Annotated in this window: 13 protein-coding genes and 4 tRNA genes; 9 read left to right on the plus strand and 8 right to left on the minus strand. The window is 56.5% G+C overall.

Going from position 1 to position 14812, the window contains the following annotated elements; genetic code table 11:
- Window positions 1–47: 47 nt before the first annotated feature.
- Window positions 48–677, minus strand: coding sequence for an HPF/RaiA family ribosome-associated protein (locus ACW4DH_RS01360; protein WP_459634555.1), 630 nt, complete (start codon window positions 675–677; stop codon window positions 48–50).
- A gap of 195 nt (window positions 678–872) precedes the next feature.
- Complete coding sequence (gene grxD / locus ACW4DH_RS01365; protein ID WP_459634556.1) at window positions 873–1214, minus strand: Grx4 family monothiol glutaredoxin; 342 nt, start codon at window positions 1212–1214, stop codon at window positions 873–875.
- Between the two features lie 385 nt (window positions 1215–1599).
- Here grxD and argF point away from each other — a divergent pair, with 385 nt between their 5' ends.
- From argF to ACW4DH_RS01380, 3 genes are all read left to right on the plus strand, one after another.
- The gene (argF, locus tag ACW4DH_RS01370; RefSeq protein WP_459634557.1) at window positions 1600–2517 is read left to right on the plus strand and encodes an ornithine carbamoyltransferase; all 918 of its coding nucleotides are present in this window, start codon (window positions 1600–1602) and stop codon (window positions 2515–2517) included.
- 5 nt (window positions 2518–2522) lie between these two features.
- Entirely contained in the window at window positions 2523–3599 is a 1077-nt protein-coding gene (locus ACW4DH_RS01375; protein ID WP_459634558.1) for an ABC transporter ATP-binding protein, read from the plus strand.
- Between the two features lie 255 nt (window positions 3600–3854).
- Window positions 3855–4424 carry a hypothetical protein gene (locus tag ACW4DH_RS01380; protein ID WP_459634559.1) on the plus strand — a complete coding sequence of 190 codons (570 nt, stop codon included), beginning with the start codon at window positions 3855–3857 and terminating at the stop codon, window positions 4422–4424.
- Between the two features lie 337 nt (window positions 4425–4761).
- Here the strand turns inward: ACW4DH_RS01380 and ACW4DH_RS01385 are convergent, their stop codons facing one another.
- Window positions 4762–5799 carry a CNNM domain-containing protein gene (locus tag ACW4DH_RS01385; RefSeq protein ID WP_459634560.1) on the minus strand — a complete coding sequence of 346 codons (1038 nt, stop codon included), beginning with the start codon at window positions 5797–5799 and terminating at the stop codon, window positions 4762–4764.
- A 1020-nt stretch (window positions 5800–6819) separates the two neighbouring features.
- Window positions 6820–6895, minus strand: a tRNA-Ala gene (locus ACW4DH_RS01390).
- 313 nt (window positions 6896–7208) lie between these two features.
- On the opposite strand from ACW4DH_RS01390, the gene ACW4DH_RS01395 reads away from it, so the two are divergent.
- From ACW4DH_RS01395 to ACW4DH_RS01420, 6 genes are all read left to right on the plus strand, one after another.
- Complete coding sequence (locus ACW4DH_RS01395) at window positions 7209–7871, plus strand: response regulator (RefSeq protein WP_459634561.1); 663 nt, start codon at window positions 7209–7211, stop codon at window positions 7869–7871.
- A gap of 39 nt (window positions 7872–7910) precedes the next feature.
- Complete coding sequence (gene uvrC / locus ACW4DH_RS01400) at window positions 7911–9752, plus strand: excinuclease ABC subunit UvrC (protein WP_459634562.1); 1842 nt, start codon at window positions 7911–7913, stop codon at window positions 9750–9752.
- A gap of 60 nt (window positions 9753–9812) precedes the next feature.
- Window positions 9813–10361 (plus strand): CDP-diacylglycerol--glycerol-3-phosphate 3-phosphatidyltransferase, encoded by a 549-nt coding sequence (gene pgsA, locus ACW4DH_RS01405; RefSeq protein WP_459634563.1) that lies wholly within the window; start codon window positions 9813–9815, stop codon window positions 10359–10361.
- A 61-nt stretch (window positions 10362–10422) separates the two neighbouring features.
- Window positions 10423–10497 (plus strand) — tRNA-Gly (locus tag ACW4DH_RS01410).
- Window positions 10498–10506: 9 nt separating this feature from the next.
- Window positions 10507–10580 (plus strand) — tRNA-Cys (locus ACW4DH_RS01415).
- 31 nt (window positions 10581–10611) lie between these two features.
- Window positions 10612–10698 (plus strand) — tRNA-Leu (locus ACW4DH_RS01420).
- A 563-nt stretch (window positions 10699–11261) separates the two neighbouring features.
- On the opposite strand, the gene ACW4DH_RS01425 is transcribed toward ACW4DH_RS01420, so the two are convergent.
- The 4 genes from ACW4DH_RS01425 to ACW4DH_RS01440 all read right to left on the minus strand — a co-directional run bounded on the left by ACW4DH_RS01425 (window position 11262) and on the right by ACW4DH_RS01440 (window position 14552).
- Window positions 11262–11507, minus strand: coding sequence for a hypothetical protein (locus ACW4DH_RS01425; RefSeq protein WP_459634564.1), 246 nt, complete (start codon window positions 11505–11507; stop codon window positions 11262–11264).
- Entirely contained in the window at window positions 11504–11713 is a 210-nt protein-coding gene (locus ACW4DH_RS01430; protein ID WP_459634565.1) for a hypothetical protein, read from the minus strand. Before ACW4DH_RS01430 ends, ACW4DH_RS01425 begins: the two co-directional genes overlap by 4 nt.
- Window positions 11714–12411: 698 nt before the next feature.
- The gene (locus ACW4DH_RS01435; RefSeq protein WP_459634566.1) at window positions 12412–14202 is read right to left on the minus strand and encodes a hypothetical protein; all 1791 of its coding nucleotides are present in this window, start codon (window positions 14200–14202) and stop codon (window positions 12412–12414) included.
- A gap of 212 nt (window positions 14203–14414) precedes the next feature.
- Window positions 14415–14552 carry a hypothetical protein gene (locus tag ACW4DH_RS01440; protein ID WP_459634567.1) on the minus strand — a complete coding sequence of 46 codons (138 nt, stop codon included), beginning with the start codon at window positions 14550–14552 and terminating at the stop codon, window positions 14415–14417.
- Window positions 14553–14812: the final 260 nt, after the last annotated feature.

The following is a 14812-nucleotide window of genomic DNA, read 5'->3' on the forward strand; positions in this document are numbered from 1 at the left end:
CAGTTGCGTGAGTTGCGCAAAAACCTGCTACGTATCGACTCGGCCGCTTAGCGCGATTCCCAACCGGCCGGCATGTCGAGTCCCTCTCCATCGGGGCCCGAGTCGCCTACACCCGGCTTATCGAGAATTTGCACGGTACTGGCCTGCGGCCCTTTCTCCCCTTCCTCGGGTTCAAAACGCACCTGAGTCCCGGCCGTCAGCCGATCGAAGTCATTGTGCAACACTGCATGACGGTGAAAATAGATCTCCTCGCCATCGAGGCTCTTGAGAAAGCCGTAGTCATCTTCAGGAAAGAGTCTGGCTACAATGGCCACGGGCGGATTGGTGACATCGTTGTGATGCTTGACGTCGCCATTGCGCTTGGATACCTGCTTTTTCAACTGCTTTTCCATCGCCTCGAAGGCATGGCGAATGATGGGGCGCAGTTGCACTTGAGGATCCGTAACCCGATCCGTCTTTTCGGCCACCAGCTCCCCTTTGGCGGGTAGCGTCACCTCGATCAGGGTACGATAGGGGTTGCCGGTCCGGTTGTTGTTCTGAGTCTGCTCGATCACCACACGGCAGCCGATGATGTCATCGCTGAAGTGCTCGAGCTTATCGACACGGGTCTTGATATATTCGTCGATCCAATCGGAACGGGAAACACCGTTATAGTTGATCTCAAGTGGAATCTGCATGCGTAACCTCCCTGGTCATGCGCGAGTAGTAAATCAATCGGACTTGTCGAATGACTCCTCAGCACAGCGTGGTAGCGTCAGCATGGGTTTTCAACGTCAAATTGCGTGCGGACTCAGCCACTTCAAAGAAAAGGCCCGCAAGCGGGAAAGCTCGCGGGCCCTAATCAGCGCATGACCGCTAAACGCGCCTCGATCTCAGGCATCGCCCTTTTCAGCGGTTTCGCTAGCCACACTCTTGACCAACGGCTCGAGCTCGCCGTTCTGATACATCTCGACCACGATATCGCATCCTCCCACCAGCTCGCCGTTCACCCATAGCTGGGGAAACGTCGGCCAGTTGGCATGCTTGGGCAATTCGGCACGAATATCGGGATTATCGAGAACGTTGACAAAGGCGAAGCGCTCGCCACAGGCCATCAAGGCCTGAACCGTTTGTGCGGAAAAACCACATTGCGGCAGCTGCGGCGTGCCCTTCATGTAGATCAGGATAGGATTTTCACTGATCTGCTGCTTGATGGTTTCGATAGTATTGCTCATGGGAACTCCTCAACAGGGGACTGCGATCCACGAATGGCAGTCCCGCGTGGCTTCACGTCTAGGACAGCGTAGACCCATTTTACTGATGCAGTGCCCCGAATACACCCTCTGCGGCTTATGCATTGCGTACCAAGCTCCGTCTAGCTAGGATGATTCTTTTCGCACGGCCCGTGTCAAGACGACGGGATGCATCGGGTCCGGGCGCCGCAAGTGCATTTGTATCGATACGAAGTCGATGTAGACGCACTTACGGCGCCTTTTTCGTTGCGGTCCCTGCCCCATCAATAATGACAGCGCAGGCCGCAGGCCGATACCGAGCATTCCGGCGCACCCTGCCAGGCAGCGGTGCCGTTGCGCTCCGTTTATTTCTTGAGGATCCTTTGTCATGGCGACACGCCACTTTCTGACCTTGTTGGACCTGAGCCCCGATGAGCTGGCCTATCTCATTCAGCGGGCAATCACTATCAAGAATCGCCTGAAAACACATGGCCCCACTTATACGCCTTTTACGAACCGCACCCTGGCGATGATTTTCGAGAAGTCCTCGACCCGCACCCGCGTGTCGTTCGAAACCGCCATGGTCCAATTCGGCGGTCATGCGCTGTTTCTATCGCCGCGCGATACGCAGCTGGGGCGCGGCGAGCCCATCGGCGATACCGCTCGGGTGCTCTCCGAGATGGTAGATGCCGTCATGATCCGCACCTTTTCGCATGCCGGTCTCGAAGAGTTTGCCCGCGCCAGCAGTGTGCCGGTCATCAATGCCTTGACGGACGACTTTCACCCCTGCCAGTTACTGGCCGATGTCATGACCTGGGCGGAGCGCCGCGGCCCCGTACGGGGCAAGACCGCCGTCTGGATTGGCGATGGCAACAACATGTGCCACTCCTGGATCAATGCCGCACGTCAGTTCGATTTCAAGTTGCGCGTATGCTGCCCCGAGGGCTACGACCCCGATTCGGCCATCCTTGAAGCCGCTGGTGAGCGCGTGACGCTGATGCGTGATCCGCGAGCGGCCGTGGAAAATGCCGATCTGGTCACTACCGATGTCTGGGCATCGATGGGCCAGGAGGAAGAACAGGCCGCACGCGAACGCGCCTTCGGCGGATTCCAGGTCACGGAAGCGCTGCTGGACTCCGCCGCCGCCGACGTCCTTTTCCTGCATTGCCTGCCCGCCCATCGCGGCGAAGAGATTAGTGCCACATTGCTCGAGGATCCGCGCGCCGTCGTCTGGCAGGAAGCGGGTAACCGCCTGCATGCTCAGAAGGCATTGCTGGAGTTTCTCATGCTCGGTCGCGTCGAGTAGCGGAAATGCTTGCCGAAAGCTCGACAGGAAACGACCACAAGCCACTATTGCAGGTCGAGAACCTCGAGTGCCGCTACGGGACCAGCGTCGTGGTTCAGGAGACGAGTTTTGCCTTGGCCCAGGGGGAGATCGGCTGCTTGCTAGGCCCTTCGGGAAGCGGCAAGACCACGCTTCTGCGCGCCATCGCCGGCTTCGAACCCCTGTGCCGCGGGGCGATTCGCCTCGCGGGACAGACGCTGTCATCCTCAGCCATACAGGTGCCGCCCGAAAAGCGCCATGTGGGTATGGTCTTTCAGGATTACGCACTTTTCCCGCATTTAAGCGTTGCCGATAACATCGCCTTTGGCCTTCAACGTCACACTGCGTCCACGCGCCACTCCCAGATCGCCGAACTGGTAGGCTTGATGGGACTCGATCAGTTCGTCGGGCGGTACCCTCATGAGCTCTCCGGCGGCCAGCAGCAGCGTGTCGCCCTGGCGCGCGCTCTGGCGCCACAGCCACGCCTGCTCCTGCTTGATGAACCCTTCTCCAATCTGGATGCAGAACTTCGTCGTCAGCTCAGCCAGGAAGTGCGGCAGCTACTGAAACGGCTAGGCATCACGGCGATCATGGTCACTCATGACCAGCAGGAAGCATTTACCATGAGCGACCGGATCGGAATACTTCATGCAGGCCGCCTCGCCCAATGGGCCAAGCCCCAACATCTTTATCAAACCCCTGCGACACGCTTTGTGGCACGCTTCATCGGCCAGGGATTCTTCTTACCGGGCGTCATGGCGACTCATGACTCCGTCATCACCGAGTTCGGCATCATTGCAGTTCAGCATACTCAGGCTTGTGCCCCGCAGTCGCCTGTCGATGTCCTTCTACGTCCCGAAAATATCGTTCAAGACAGCAATAGCGCTATCTTGGCGACGGTTGAACAGAGCACCTTCGCCGGCGCCACGACGTACTACCGGCTTCGCCTCCCCTCCTCCTGTCTCATCGAGGCTTCCTTCGATAATCGCGAGGTATTCGCTTGCGGCGAAAGAATCCCGATCCGCCTTGAGAAAGCCCATAAGCCCGTCGTGTTCAAGCGCTGATGCCTCCCGATCAGGCCGCGCCATACGCCCCGCAAACATACTTATTAAGCCTAAAGTCTAACCAGTTAAGGGTTCACTTTTCGGTGAGCCAAGCATATACACATAGCATCACTCAAATAACATATGCACGATAAAAAGAGTTACTCACTGGATAAGCACCGCCAGGCTTTATTCGAACCAACCCTATATTCAGTCACTGTAGAGGGGGCTACCCGAGAAGAAAGCACCGACAATAAAAAATAAGAGAGCAGGCTCATGTTATCTCGCAAGCAGCGCAATATCACCCTAATGTCCGCATGGTTGCTGGCTCTCGCAGCAGCCCCATACGCAACGATACTGGTGGTTACCTTCAACCACGAGCATCCTGGAGAGGTGTTTTCCGGGCTGGGATTTCTAGCATATGGGATCGTGTTGTTTACGAGTGCCTTCTTCATGCTGACCCTACTGGCATGCAAACTCAGCAATGATCTTGATGAGACGGTAGAATGTCTCAACAGTGAGCGAGAGAAGCTCGCTGAGATGAAAAAGCACTATTCGGAAGACCTCACGCCAGAGAGCCAAGAACACGGGCTCAAGATCTTGCGTATGTCCGAAGACAGTCCAATTCGCGGCAAGGTCACCGAGAAGGCGGTTATTCATACCATCAATGGACAGCACCCCACGTCAGCCGCCGAAGCGAACAGCGCTCTCGTCTTGGGGACCAACCAGATCGAATGGGCGGATACGCGAGGCAAGGTTCATCACAGCAATTTTCTCTGTCGAAAAGCGGACTTGAAAGCCCAGTTTGAACAGACAACGGCTATCAGATTGCAGGACATTGCCTGACGAGCAGCAACACTGTCTTCCTTGCAAGGACCAGCCATGAAAAAAAGCCGCTTGAGCGGGTGCTCTAAGCGGCTGATTTCAAGATTTTTTTTGGTGGAGCCTATCGGGATCGAACCGATGACCTCAACGCTGCCAGCCTTAGCGTTTTAATATAAAGGGAAGCGCACCTTTCGAGACGTGGCAGATTCGTCACATGCAACAACGCTATTACTGGCGTTACGCTCGGTGATCACCTGTGGGTCCATTCAACATCGGCCACCCCTCGGCACTCCATGATGAGCCACGATACGGCGACCTGTCCGGGCCCGCCGAACAGCTCGAATGGAACGCAGCGCACTTATTCATTCACGTTCGAAGAAGTCTCTTCTCGCTTGAGTTGCTTTAGCCAGCGCTGCTTGGCATATCGCCTCAGATTCTGGACGTTGTCAGTCTCGTCGACAATGTCCTGGCCCAGGATGGTCTCGATTACATCCTCTAGCGTAATCAGGCCGACCCAAGTGCCATGATCATCGTAAACCACCCGGATATGGCTGCGGTCCGCGAGCATGGAGGTAAACACGTACTCGATACTGTCCGTTTCCTGAGCCGAAGCGATGGGGTGCATCAGCTCCTCCATGGTCATGGCATCATCGGCATGATAGGTATCCGCCTTGTGAACATATCCGAAGGCCTGTTCGCCAGCATCCATGACCGGGAAGCGTGTGAACGGAGTTCGCCCGTAGCGGGTATCGAACTCAGCGACAGTCGTCAGCGGTGCAACTGTCTGACATACGGTACGAGGCGTCATTGCGCTTTTGACGCGAATCTCATGCAGATTGAGGATATTGGCAATGGTCCGTGCTTCGCCGCTGTCCAAGGCCCGCTCTTCCAGACCGATCCGGGCGAGTGCCTTGATTTCACTGCGCATATCCACGTCGTGCTCTGATTTACCGATACGGTTGGTAATCCGCTCGGAAAGCCAAATAAAGGGGTACAGCGTCAATATCATGAAACGCAGCATTGGCGGCAAAAGGGGTGCCAGGCCTCGCCAATAGGTGGCGCCGATGGTTTTCGGAATGATTTCCGATAGCACCAGAATCAATAGCGTCATGACAGCGGACGCCACTGCGATGTAGGTTTCCCCATAGAGCACCGAGACCTGAGCACCAACACCGGTAGCGCCGACTGTATGGGCAATGGTGTTCAACGTCAGGATCGCGGCCAGTGGCCGGTCGATATTCGACTTCAGCTTGGCAAGCGCATCGTGCAGCTTGGGACGGTCGTCCTTGAGCTGAGCAATGTAGCTAGGGGTCAGTGATAGTAGTGCCGCTTCGAGGATCGAGCAAAGGAAGGAGAATCCAATAGATAGGATAGCAAAGGCCGCTAAAAGGACCATGTGTACTCACGGTTAGGGGTGAGGCACCATTTATCCAAGCCCATACATATATGTCAATAGTAAAAGTTCCACAATCAACCCCCGCACTGCCAGCCTTCGTCGTCCCTGCTTTATGAAGCAGGCGAAACAACCTCGGCTCGCCTTCTGACTCGTTGATCCCCATGGCCTCAATATCCCCCATGGCATCCCTTCTCTCTTATCCGTAATGTCATGGCATCATTAACTCATGTTAAGCCGAGTTTCGTTCGGTAACAGTTCTCTGCTCGCTACTGTTCCGGTGTCCCTGTACGGTGTGAACCACGGTAAGCAGCGGCCAAGGACAGGTCGCCAGTTCAAGGACAGAGCGCGGTCAGGAAGACCGATTGCTTGGGAAAGAAGGCATCAGAGGCAGGACGCCACCGAAGCCAAGGATCCCAGAAAGACTTACCCCTTCAGCAGCGCTAGTCCCTGCTTCGAGCCCGGCCACATTGGCCGGGCTTTATTACGTTGCCCTTCGCCATTCGGTATCTTTTCCCCTGCTGCTCGCTGGCGATCTCGGTCATCGACCAACTTGCATATTCTCGTAACACCGCCTGGGCCTGCTCCACTAGTTCTGGGTCCTTGAGCGCCCCCGATGCGGGCACATGATGACCCCAGGGCCATGCCACCCCAAGGATATGAACTCTCGAGAATTTGCCAAGCTACGCCCCAAGATTCCGAGCATCAAAGTCATGCCGAAAGGCACGCAACCGACTTTCCACGAAGTCCGCTCGGGGCTCGAAACTGCTAGAAGACAGCGGCGTTGCGGTTGGAGGTACTCAAGTTTCGACGGGCCACGCTGACGAGGATATGACTCAACATTACTCGACGGGCATGACATCAGATGGCAGGGAGCGAAGCGCGCAGCATGGAGGCGCTGCCAGGGGCGGGATAAGAGCGTCCCACGCGTGATAGTTTTACCTGTATTTCCCTTGTTTTTTTACCTGCCATGAAAAAAGCCGCTTGAGCGAGTGCTCTAAGCGGCTGATCTCGAGAATCTTTTGGTGGAGCCTATCGGGATCGAACCGATGACCTCAACGCTGCCAGCGTTGCGCTCTCCCAGCTGAGCTAAGGCCCCGCATTTCATCCACATGAGGATGAAACGTCTGCCTACGGCCAAGAGCACTTTTCCTGCCTCATCCGAAGACGAGGCGTATCTTAGGGACCCGCCCTTTCGCTGTCAACCGTTTTTCAATCCGAACGAGGCTTGAGGCCTATTAGCATTATCCGCTATAGCATCGTCGGCTAAATTCAGCGTATGCTCGAAGATTAATTGAGCAATGATTTGTTAAGAAAGTCCTTAATGCAAAGCAATGACGAACATCACTGCTACGATGCTGCCAGTCTTGCCAAACGGCGGCCAGCTCTTGCATATGACTTAAGGAGCCGCCTTGATCAAGGTTCTAGTCGCAGGCGACCATCATCTGGTGCGCACCAGCATCGCCAAGGTAATCGACTCACATGTAGACATACAGGTCATCGGCGAATCGGCCAGTAGCGAAAACACCCTCCCCCTGGTCCGCAAACTGTGCCCTGATATCGTTCTGATGGATCTGCGCATGCCCAGCATCGGCGGGCTTAGTATCACACGCAAGGTCATACGCAGCATGCCCCATGTCCAGATCATCGCCTTGACGCTTTCCCCCCAACCGGCCTTTACTCAGCGCTTGATGGATGTCGGGGCGGCAGGCTGCATCAGCAGCGTGACGGAAGTCAGCGAGCTGATTCGTGCCATTCGTAGCGTCTCGGCAGGCCAACGCTACCTTAGTCCCGATGTAGCGCAGCAGATCGCCCTGGCTAAGGTGGTCCGGCACACAAACCCCTTCGATCATTTAACGCAGCGCGAATTGGAAGTTGCCGTCATGATCATCAATTGCCATAAGGTAAAAGAAATTGCCGAGTGCCTTTTCGTGAGCCCCAAGACAGTCAATACCTACCGCTATCGCGCCTTTGAGAAACTGGATGTGCATACGGATGTTGAGCTTACCCACTTGGGGTTACGCTACGGATGGGTAGAAGGTTACAGCGCCACGGTGCCCTTTGGCTGCACCTAGGAATACTGCGTCTCAGGCAGCTTTGGTACACTAGTCACCATGACTAACGAACACGTGAAAAAGGGTACGGAATTCGATGCCCGGCACTTCCTGAAGACGGTAACCGAATCGCCCGGCGTCTACCGCATGCTCGATGAAGAGAACAACGTTCTTTATGTCGGCAAGGCCAAGCGGCTCAAGGCCCGCTTGGCAAGTTACTTTCGCGGCACGCTTAACGTCAAAACCCAGGCGCTGGTGGCCCGGATTCGCGACATTCAGGTCACCATTACCCGCAGCGAAACCGAGGCTCTACTGCTTGAGCAGACGCTGATCAAACAGCTACGTCCTCCCTACAACATCTTACTGCGTGACGATAAGTCTTATCCATTCGTCTTCGTCTCGGACCGCCACCCCTATCCTGCGCTCGAGTTCAAGCGCGCCAGACAAAAACGCAACGACGGACGTTACTTAGGCCCTTACCCCAGCTCCAATGCGGTTCGGGAAAGCCTCTCGTTGATGCAAAAGGTTTTCCGCATCCGTAACTGTGAGGACAGTGTTTTTGCTCACCGCACGCGCCCGTGTCTTCAATACCAGATTCAACGCTGTAGCGCTCCATGCGTCGATTATATCCTTGAAGAGGATTACCGACGCGATGTCGAGCACGCCATCATGTGTCTTGAGGGGCGTAGCGAACAGGTCACCGAACAACTGACCCTGAGGATGGAAGCGGCAAGCCAGGCACTCGAATTCGAAGAAGCGGCACGTCTACGCGATCAAATTCAACAGCTGCGCCGCTTGCAGGAGCGTCAGTTCGTCAATACCGAAGCCAACGACGCCGATATTTTCGCGCTCGCCGAGCGCCCCGGCGCTTTGTGCGTCAGCGTATTGACGGTGCGCCAAGGACAGATGCTCGGCGCTCGTCACCATTGTCCCGAAAACGGCCTCGACCTCACCGCTGAAGAACTGCTCAGCGAGTTCGTCAGTCAATACTACCTGGGGCAGGAGCACGAACCTCCCGGTGAAATCATTACCAACCACCCGCTGGCGGATAGCGACATCCTGCAGACGGCGCTTTCGGAACATGCCGGCAAGCGGATCAGGTTGGCGTACCAGGTCCGCGGATACCGCGCACAGTGGCAACAGTTGGCGCATACCAATGCCGAACAGCATCTGGCGACACAGTTAGCCAACCGCGCCCAGCTTTCGCGACGCTTCGAGGCACTACGTGAAGCGTTGAGACTGGAAGTCACTCCGGCCCGCCTTGAATGCTTCGATATCAGTCACAGCCATGGCGAAGCGACAGTCGCCTCGTGTGTCGTGTTCGACCAGGACGGCCCCGTGAAATCCGACTATCGACGCTTCAATATCGAAGGAGTGGCGGCAGGTGACGACTATGCGGCCATGCGTCAAGCGTTGACCCGACGCTTCAAAAGGCTCCAGCAAGGCCAGGGCAAACGGCCTGATATTCTGCTGGTCGATGGCGGCAAGGGACAGTTGAACATGGCCCGCGAGGTTTTTGATGAACTTGATGTCAGCGATATTTTCCTGCTCGGCGTCGCGAAGGGCACGACCCGTAAACCAGGCCTGGAGACACTCTTCATCGAAACGCCAGAACGAACCCTGAGTCTGGATAGTGGCTCGCCTGCTCTACATCTGATTCAGCATATCCGTGACGAGGCTCACCGCTTCGCCATTACCGGACATCGTCAGCGTCGCGACAAGCAGCGGCGCACCTCGACATTGCAGGATATTCCCGGCGTCGGGCCCAAACGCCGACGAGAGTTGTTGCGGTTTTTCGGTGGGCTGCAGGGGGTACGCCAAGCCACGCGCGATGACCTGGCGCGGGTGCCGGGCATAAGTGAGCGTATGGCGTCAGCCATTCATCAGGCACTGCATGGATGAGAAGCGCATGGCCATATAGAATAGACACTTCTCTTACCGGCAAGGACTCATGGCGCACCGATGAACATTCCTAACATTCTGACCTTGGCCCGAATCGTGTTCATCCCGTTGCTGGTGATCGCCTTCTATTTGCCGTATTCCTGGAGCCTGCTGGGCACTGCCGGGCTGTTTGGCCTAGCGGCCCTTACCGACTGGCTGGACGGCTATTTGGCCAGACGCTTGAACCAGAGCACTCCATTCGGCGCCTTCCTGGATCCGGTGGCGGATAAGCTGATGGTTGTCGTCGCTCTCGCCTTGCTGGTCGAGCGCTATGAAGCCATCTGGCTCACGTTGCCGGCACTGGTGATCATTGGCAGGGAAATTGTCATTTCAGCGCTGCGTGAGTGGATGGCAGAAATCGGCAAACGCGGCCGGGTTGCCGTATCCTGGATAGGAAAGCTCAAGACCACGCTGCAGATGGTTTCATTACTGCTACTACTCGGATTCACGCCCGGCACCTTGATTGCCTATATCGGAGTCGCAACGTTATATGTCGCCGCGGCCCTGACATTATGGTCGATGGGACAGTATCTCCGCGCCGCCTGGCCGGAGCTCTCGCGCTCCATGTGACGCGAGGGCAAAAAACGTTTGACATACACAGGCTTATCCGTAGAATACGCCCTCAAGTCAAGCGGGAATAGCTCAGTGGTAGAGCACAACCTTGCCAAGGTTGGGGTCGCGAGTTCGAATCTCGTTTCCCGCTCCAAGACGTAAAGGCTGGATGGCAGAGTGGTTATGCAGCGGACTGCAACTCCGTGTACGCCGGTTCGATTCCGACTCCAGCCTCCATATGCTGCATCAGAAATCCTTCCGCAGCCGCGCCCGGATGGCGAAATTGGTAGACGCAAGGGACTTAAAATCCCTCGGAGGTTACTCCGTGCCGGTTCGACCCCGGCTCCGGGCACCAAAATCAATAGGTTAGCCCGACCTCATCTTCTCCTCTTATAAAGTTGTCCATGTTTTGTCCGCCTATGTGGGGTAATTTACCTGCGATTTCGGCCCAACATTCGGATCCGCATGAGCATATCGGCTCATGACGACCAGCGGCGAATACCCCAACAGACTCTGAATACTTGCATCGACACCCCTGCTTGAGCCAATAGGCTCGCATATGTATGGCGCAAGTCGGAAAGCGTAGCCCCGGTCTCTTGATTACCTCGCGTGCAGCCTCGGATGCTTTGCGTAACCAGTGCGGCGTTGTGTTAAACGGCAGCATCGTTACCAGACATTCTCCGTCGAGCGGCGGCAGAATTGTCCGCGTTCGTACTCCTTGGAAAGACTGATGCCAAGGCGTTCAGCTAATGGTGGCTGCCAGTAGCTTCTCCACGGCGTACCTCTCAGGCGTTAAAAACCGTCTCTAGAAGACCCGGGGCGATTCAGTTCTCGACTTGTGGGTCTTCTTCGCTGAGGTCTTTGGCGCAGTCGCTTAGAAGCGTAGCCTTTCCTCTCGACTTGTTGGGGGCCGGCTGTTCATACCACCTCCCACTTCAGCACTTGCCGTCTTGCCCATGCCCAGGCATACGCCACGCCTTGCTCTGTCTCGAGAAACGCCGCCATTGCCTCGCCTGATGCGTACTCATTGAAGCGCTCCGCTGCCCAGCCGTCACCGCCGATGATGCTCTCCATCATCTGCTCGACTTTATCCGGCGCGCCGTGCATGTCTTCCGGCAGCACATGGTTGTAGCGCTGCTGCGCGATGCTCATTGCCTGACTCATCCCGGCCTCCTTTGCTCGCTCTCGATCACCCGCAGCGTGCGGGCTAACGCCCGGCTCTCACCCCGGCAGTACCCGCCGCGGTCCATGAAGCCGAGAAGCTCGACCGCCTCTTGCCTCAGCTCTGGCGATGTTCGATCAATCATTCCGATCAGATCTCGCTTCCCGAGCAGCGCTATGTCCTGTTCAAGCTGCACTTGTGCGTTCATCTTGCTCTCCTCTTGCTCCACCTGCGCCAATGCAGGTCCATGCTTCCCTCATCCGGCCAGTGTTTCGCCGCCTTATAGCCCGCCTCAAACGCCGCCTGAAGGTCGTCTTCAAGCGCCTCTAGCGCGCTCCTCACGGTCCGTTTGTCGATGTAGCCGTGCGTCACGTCCTTATCGTTTGTCTCGACCAGTTCCCGTAGCCGAGCGATGACGCTTACGGGACGAATTCCGGGGGTTAGCCAGTGATGTCAAGTCGTCACACAGCAGCATCAGCAGTGACCCTGTCATCGGGACGCATTCCTGACGATTCCGGCTTTCACAGAGACGCCATGGGTGACCTAGGCAAGACATTTTTGGCCCCCTCTTCGGCTCTTAATCTCTGGCTCAGGTCAGCGACTTGATTGAGAGTAGAGCTATGTGCGTAATAACCAATTGAGCAGACGCTTTCCGCCGCCTCTAGCCGGCCGAGTAGTTCAATCACGTAGCACGGCGCCCATCTGCCGTCGCTGTCCCGAAATTCGCATTCAACTCCTGCGAGCGGCAAACCTTCCCACTCCACTCGCTCGTGCTCCCCTCCAACGTATACTCCCTGCCGATACGCTTGCCTTCCTGTTGCAGCCGGCGCCAAATCTTGAAGCGATGCCAAAGATTCAGATGCAAAAAAGCCCGCTCAGTAGCGGGCCTCTTTGCCTTACGGTCTATCAGGCGAACATGGTTTCCACGATGGTCCGGGTCAGTCCGCCCTGGCGGATGGGATTGGTTGGAGTAGCGCCGGTGTAAGCCAGCTTCTCAAATGCGCACTCTTGGCTGTTGTAGATGTAGAACGGCACCGTGTCTGCCGTATTGCAGTTGACGGTGCACTTGCCCACACTTGCGTGATAAATCCCGTTCGGCCGCGTGACGTGCAGCCCGTGCCCGCCTGGAGACTGATTGAAAATTGAAACCTGATTGAAGTGAGTGCCAAAAACCGCTTCATCAATGATCAGGCCATGGCCATGCGAGCGCCGGACGTTCAGGTTTCCAACATTGATGATGCCCCCGGTGGCTACCTTCACGCCGTAAATAAGGCCCTTTGTCTCGTCCTGGTTCTCGGAATTGAACCGGAAGGCCGGATTGCCAGAACTAACGGACGTGTACCGGGTGTCGAGCGCCGTAGTTACGATAGTGTCGATCACGATGTCTGTACCGTCCTCGAACAGCACACCGCGCGGCGACAGATCCTGCTCGAATACCGAGATGTACACGTTTTGGCACGGCGACCCGCCTAAGCGAGAGAACATCATCCCAGTACCGGCACCAATAGCGGAGAGACGACCGCACTTCTCGCCGTCAGTAGCGCCAAACTCAAAGCCGATAGCATCATATTCGGCGCGGATGTTCACCCGCATCGAGTTTCCACTAAAGCCGTGGCCCTGACTCCAGAAGGGATAAACAAGCACGTTATCCATAGTGGACACGTCCGTACTCTCGCCGATCCGGACACCGGCCTTGATAGGCGTGATGTTTAGGCGCTCCAGGCGGTGGCGCTCATGGTTCATGAACTCGACGCCAATGTACGAATTGATCAACATGCAGTCCGTCACCACTAGACCTCGTGGTTTCTCGTCGGGATCCGCCTCGGCAAACGTAGGTGCGTAGACTTTCGGATCGTACATGGTCCGGTTGCTGACGAACGGGTTTGGCCATTCATCGGCGGATACCGGCCAGGTATTGAAATCCTGCCCGCGATAGAAGACGTTGACACCTTGGATGGCGGTGTTATTGCGCATCCCGAACAGGGGGCGATCAGTAGGGAACGACTCGTCTACGATAATCCAGACGCCGCCCTGCGTGTTCTCGCCTCCGGCTAAATAGCGATCAATCTTATTTGAGTCACCGATAAACTGCGTGCCATCTGATAACGCAATGGGTTCGCTGATGATGTAGCGGGTCGGTGCGTGCAGACGTACCGGCTTGCCGGATTGTGCCGCCGCTTGAAATGCTGCCGTCCAGTCGTCGCCGCTGGCTTCGTCAGCCTGGCGAAAGTCGTTAATGCTGAGCGTGTAGCTAGCCATGGAAGGCTCCAGTGTTGGGGTTGGGTCGGTAGGCTCCGGCTCTGCCGCATCTGGCGTCACCGAGATTGTGAACAATGCTGTATAGCTGTTGCCGTCCGGGTCCACCGCCGTGATGGTCAGCGGCACCGTAGGCTCCGTGGCAACATCCAGGGATACGCCGGTTTTAAGTTTTAGGTCATGCCCGCCATCGGGAAATGATTTCATCTCAAAGCGATCATCGCTAAGCGTGAACGTCCATTCCGTGCTGTCGCTGTCGGCCACGGTGAGGTCGGCTACACCCGCGCCATCGCGGTGTTCGTCTACGTCAGTGGTGGATAGCGATATGGCGGTAGGCGGATTGGTGGCGGGTACATCGGGAGCCAGGCTGTCCAGGATTGCAGTGGACTCCGCAAGGTGTTGGCGCAAAGCGTCGACTTGCGCCTGCGTAATCATTGGCATGAATACTCCGGTTGTGATGCAGCGAAATGCACCCTGAATAGAACTCGTGCATTTTTGAGACATTTCAAATCAAGGCGCGGGATTCGTTTCACCACGCCGCAGCATCGCTCGCTTTTGCCCACGCCAACGGGCATGAAATGCCGCCGCTCTCTGGGCGTTGCGGGCGCCCTCTGCTGTCTTGACCGCTGCCGGGTTGTAGGGGCGAGATGCGATCACCGCCTGATGGTTTTCTTTTTCTTCTGCTTGCTTTGCAGCACGCCTGCTCTCTCCTGTGCTGCCTGCTCACGCTTCAAAGCTTGCTCTTGCGCCGCGATCAGCTCGGCATCGGCTGGTGCTGTCGGTCGTGTCATGACTGCCTCCTGGACACAAAAACCGCACTAGGCGGCGTAAGCGGTCTTGCAAACCATGCGATTGGCCCAGCATCTTCGGTATCGCCAATCGCTATCAGGAACCAGCCCTCGCCATCCGGCCTGGTTGGCTCCCAGTCGGAGCGATCGGGGTCGTCGTCAATCATTCGCTCCATGCGCTCATCGCTGAATCGTTCTCCATCATGCATCATGGGTGACGGCTCCCCTTGCGGTACAGCTAGGCACTCCCAACCTTCTCAACC

The sequence above is a fragment of the Halomonas sp. WWR20 genome (genome assembly GCF_054602495.1).

What these genes read in the sequence shown, in the direction of transcription:
- ACW4DH_RS01360 (WP_459634555.1), bottom strand. Translation starts at nt 677, where the DNA reads ATGCAGATTCCACTTGAGATCAACTATAACGGTGTTTCCCGTTCCGAT.
- grxD (WP_459634556.1), bottom strand. Translation starts at nt 1,214, where the DNA reads ATGAGCAATACTATCGAAACCATCAAGCAGCAGATCAGTGAAAATCCT.
- argF (WP_459634557.1), top strand. Translation starts at nt 1,600, where the DNA reads ATGGCGACACGCCACTTTCTGACCTTGTTGGACCTGAGCCCCGATGAG.
- ACW4DH_RS01375 (WP_459634558.1), top strand. Translation starts at nt 2,523, where the DNA reads ATGCTTGCCGAAAGCTCGACAGGAAACGACCACAAGCCACTATTGCAG.
- ACW4DH_RS01380 (WP_459634559.1), top strand. Translation starts at nt 3,855, where the DNA reads ATGTTATCTCGCAAGCAGCGCAATATCACCCTAATGTCCGCATGGTTG.
- ACW4DH_RS01385 (WP_459634560.1), bottom strand. Translation starts at nt 5,799, where the DNA reads ATGGTCCTTTTAGCGGCCTTTGCTATCCTATCTATTGGATTCTCCTTC.
- uvrC (WP_459634562.1), top strand. Translation starts at nt 7,911, where the DNA reads ATGACTAACGAACACGTGAAAAAGGGTACGGAATTCGATGCCCGGCAC.
- pgsA (WP_459634563.1), top strand. Translation starts at nt 9,813, where the DNA reads ATGAACATTCCTAACATTCTGACCTTGGCCCGAATCGTGTTCATCCCG.
- ACW4DH_RS01425 (WP_459634564.1), bottom strand. Translation starts at nt 11,507, where the DNA reads ATGAGTCAGGCAATGAGCATCGCGCAGCAGCGCTACAACCATGTGCTG.
- ACW4DH_RS01430 (WP_459634565.1), bottom strand. Translation starts at nt 11,713, where the DNA reads ATGAACGCACAAGTGCAGCTTGAACAGGACATAGCGCTGCTCGGGAAG.
- ACW4DH_RS01435 (WP_459634566.1), bottom strand. Translation starts at nt 14,202, where the DNA reads ATGCCAATGATTACGCAGGCGCAAGTCGACGCTTTGCGCCAACACCTT.
- ACW4DH_RS01440 (WP_459634567.1), bottom strand. Translation starts at nt 14,552, where the DNA reads ATGACACGACCGACAGCACCAGCCGATGCCGAGCTGATCGCGGCGCAA.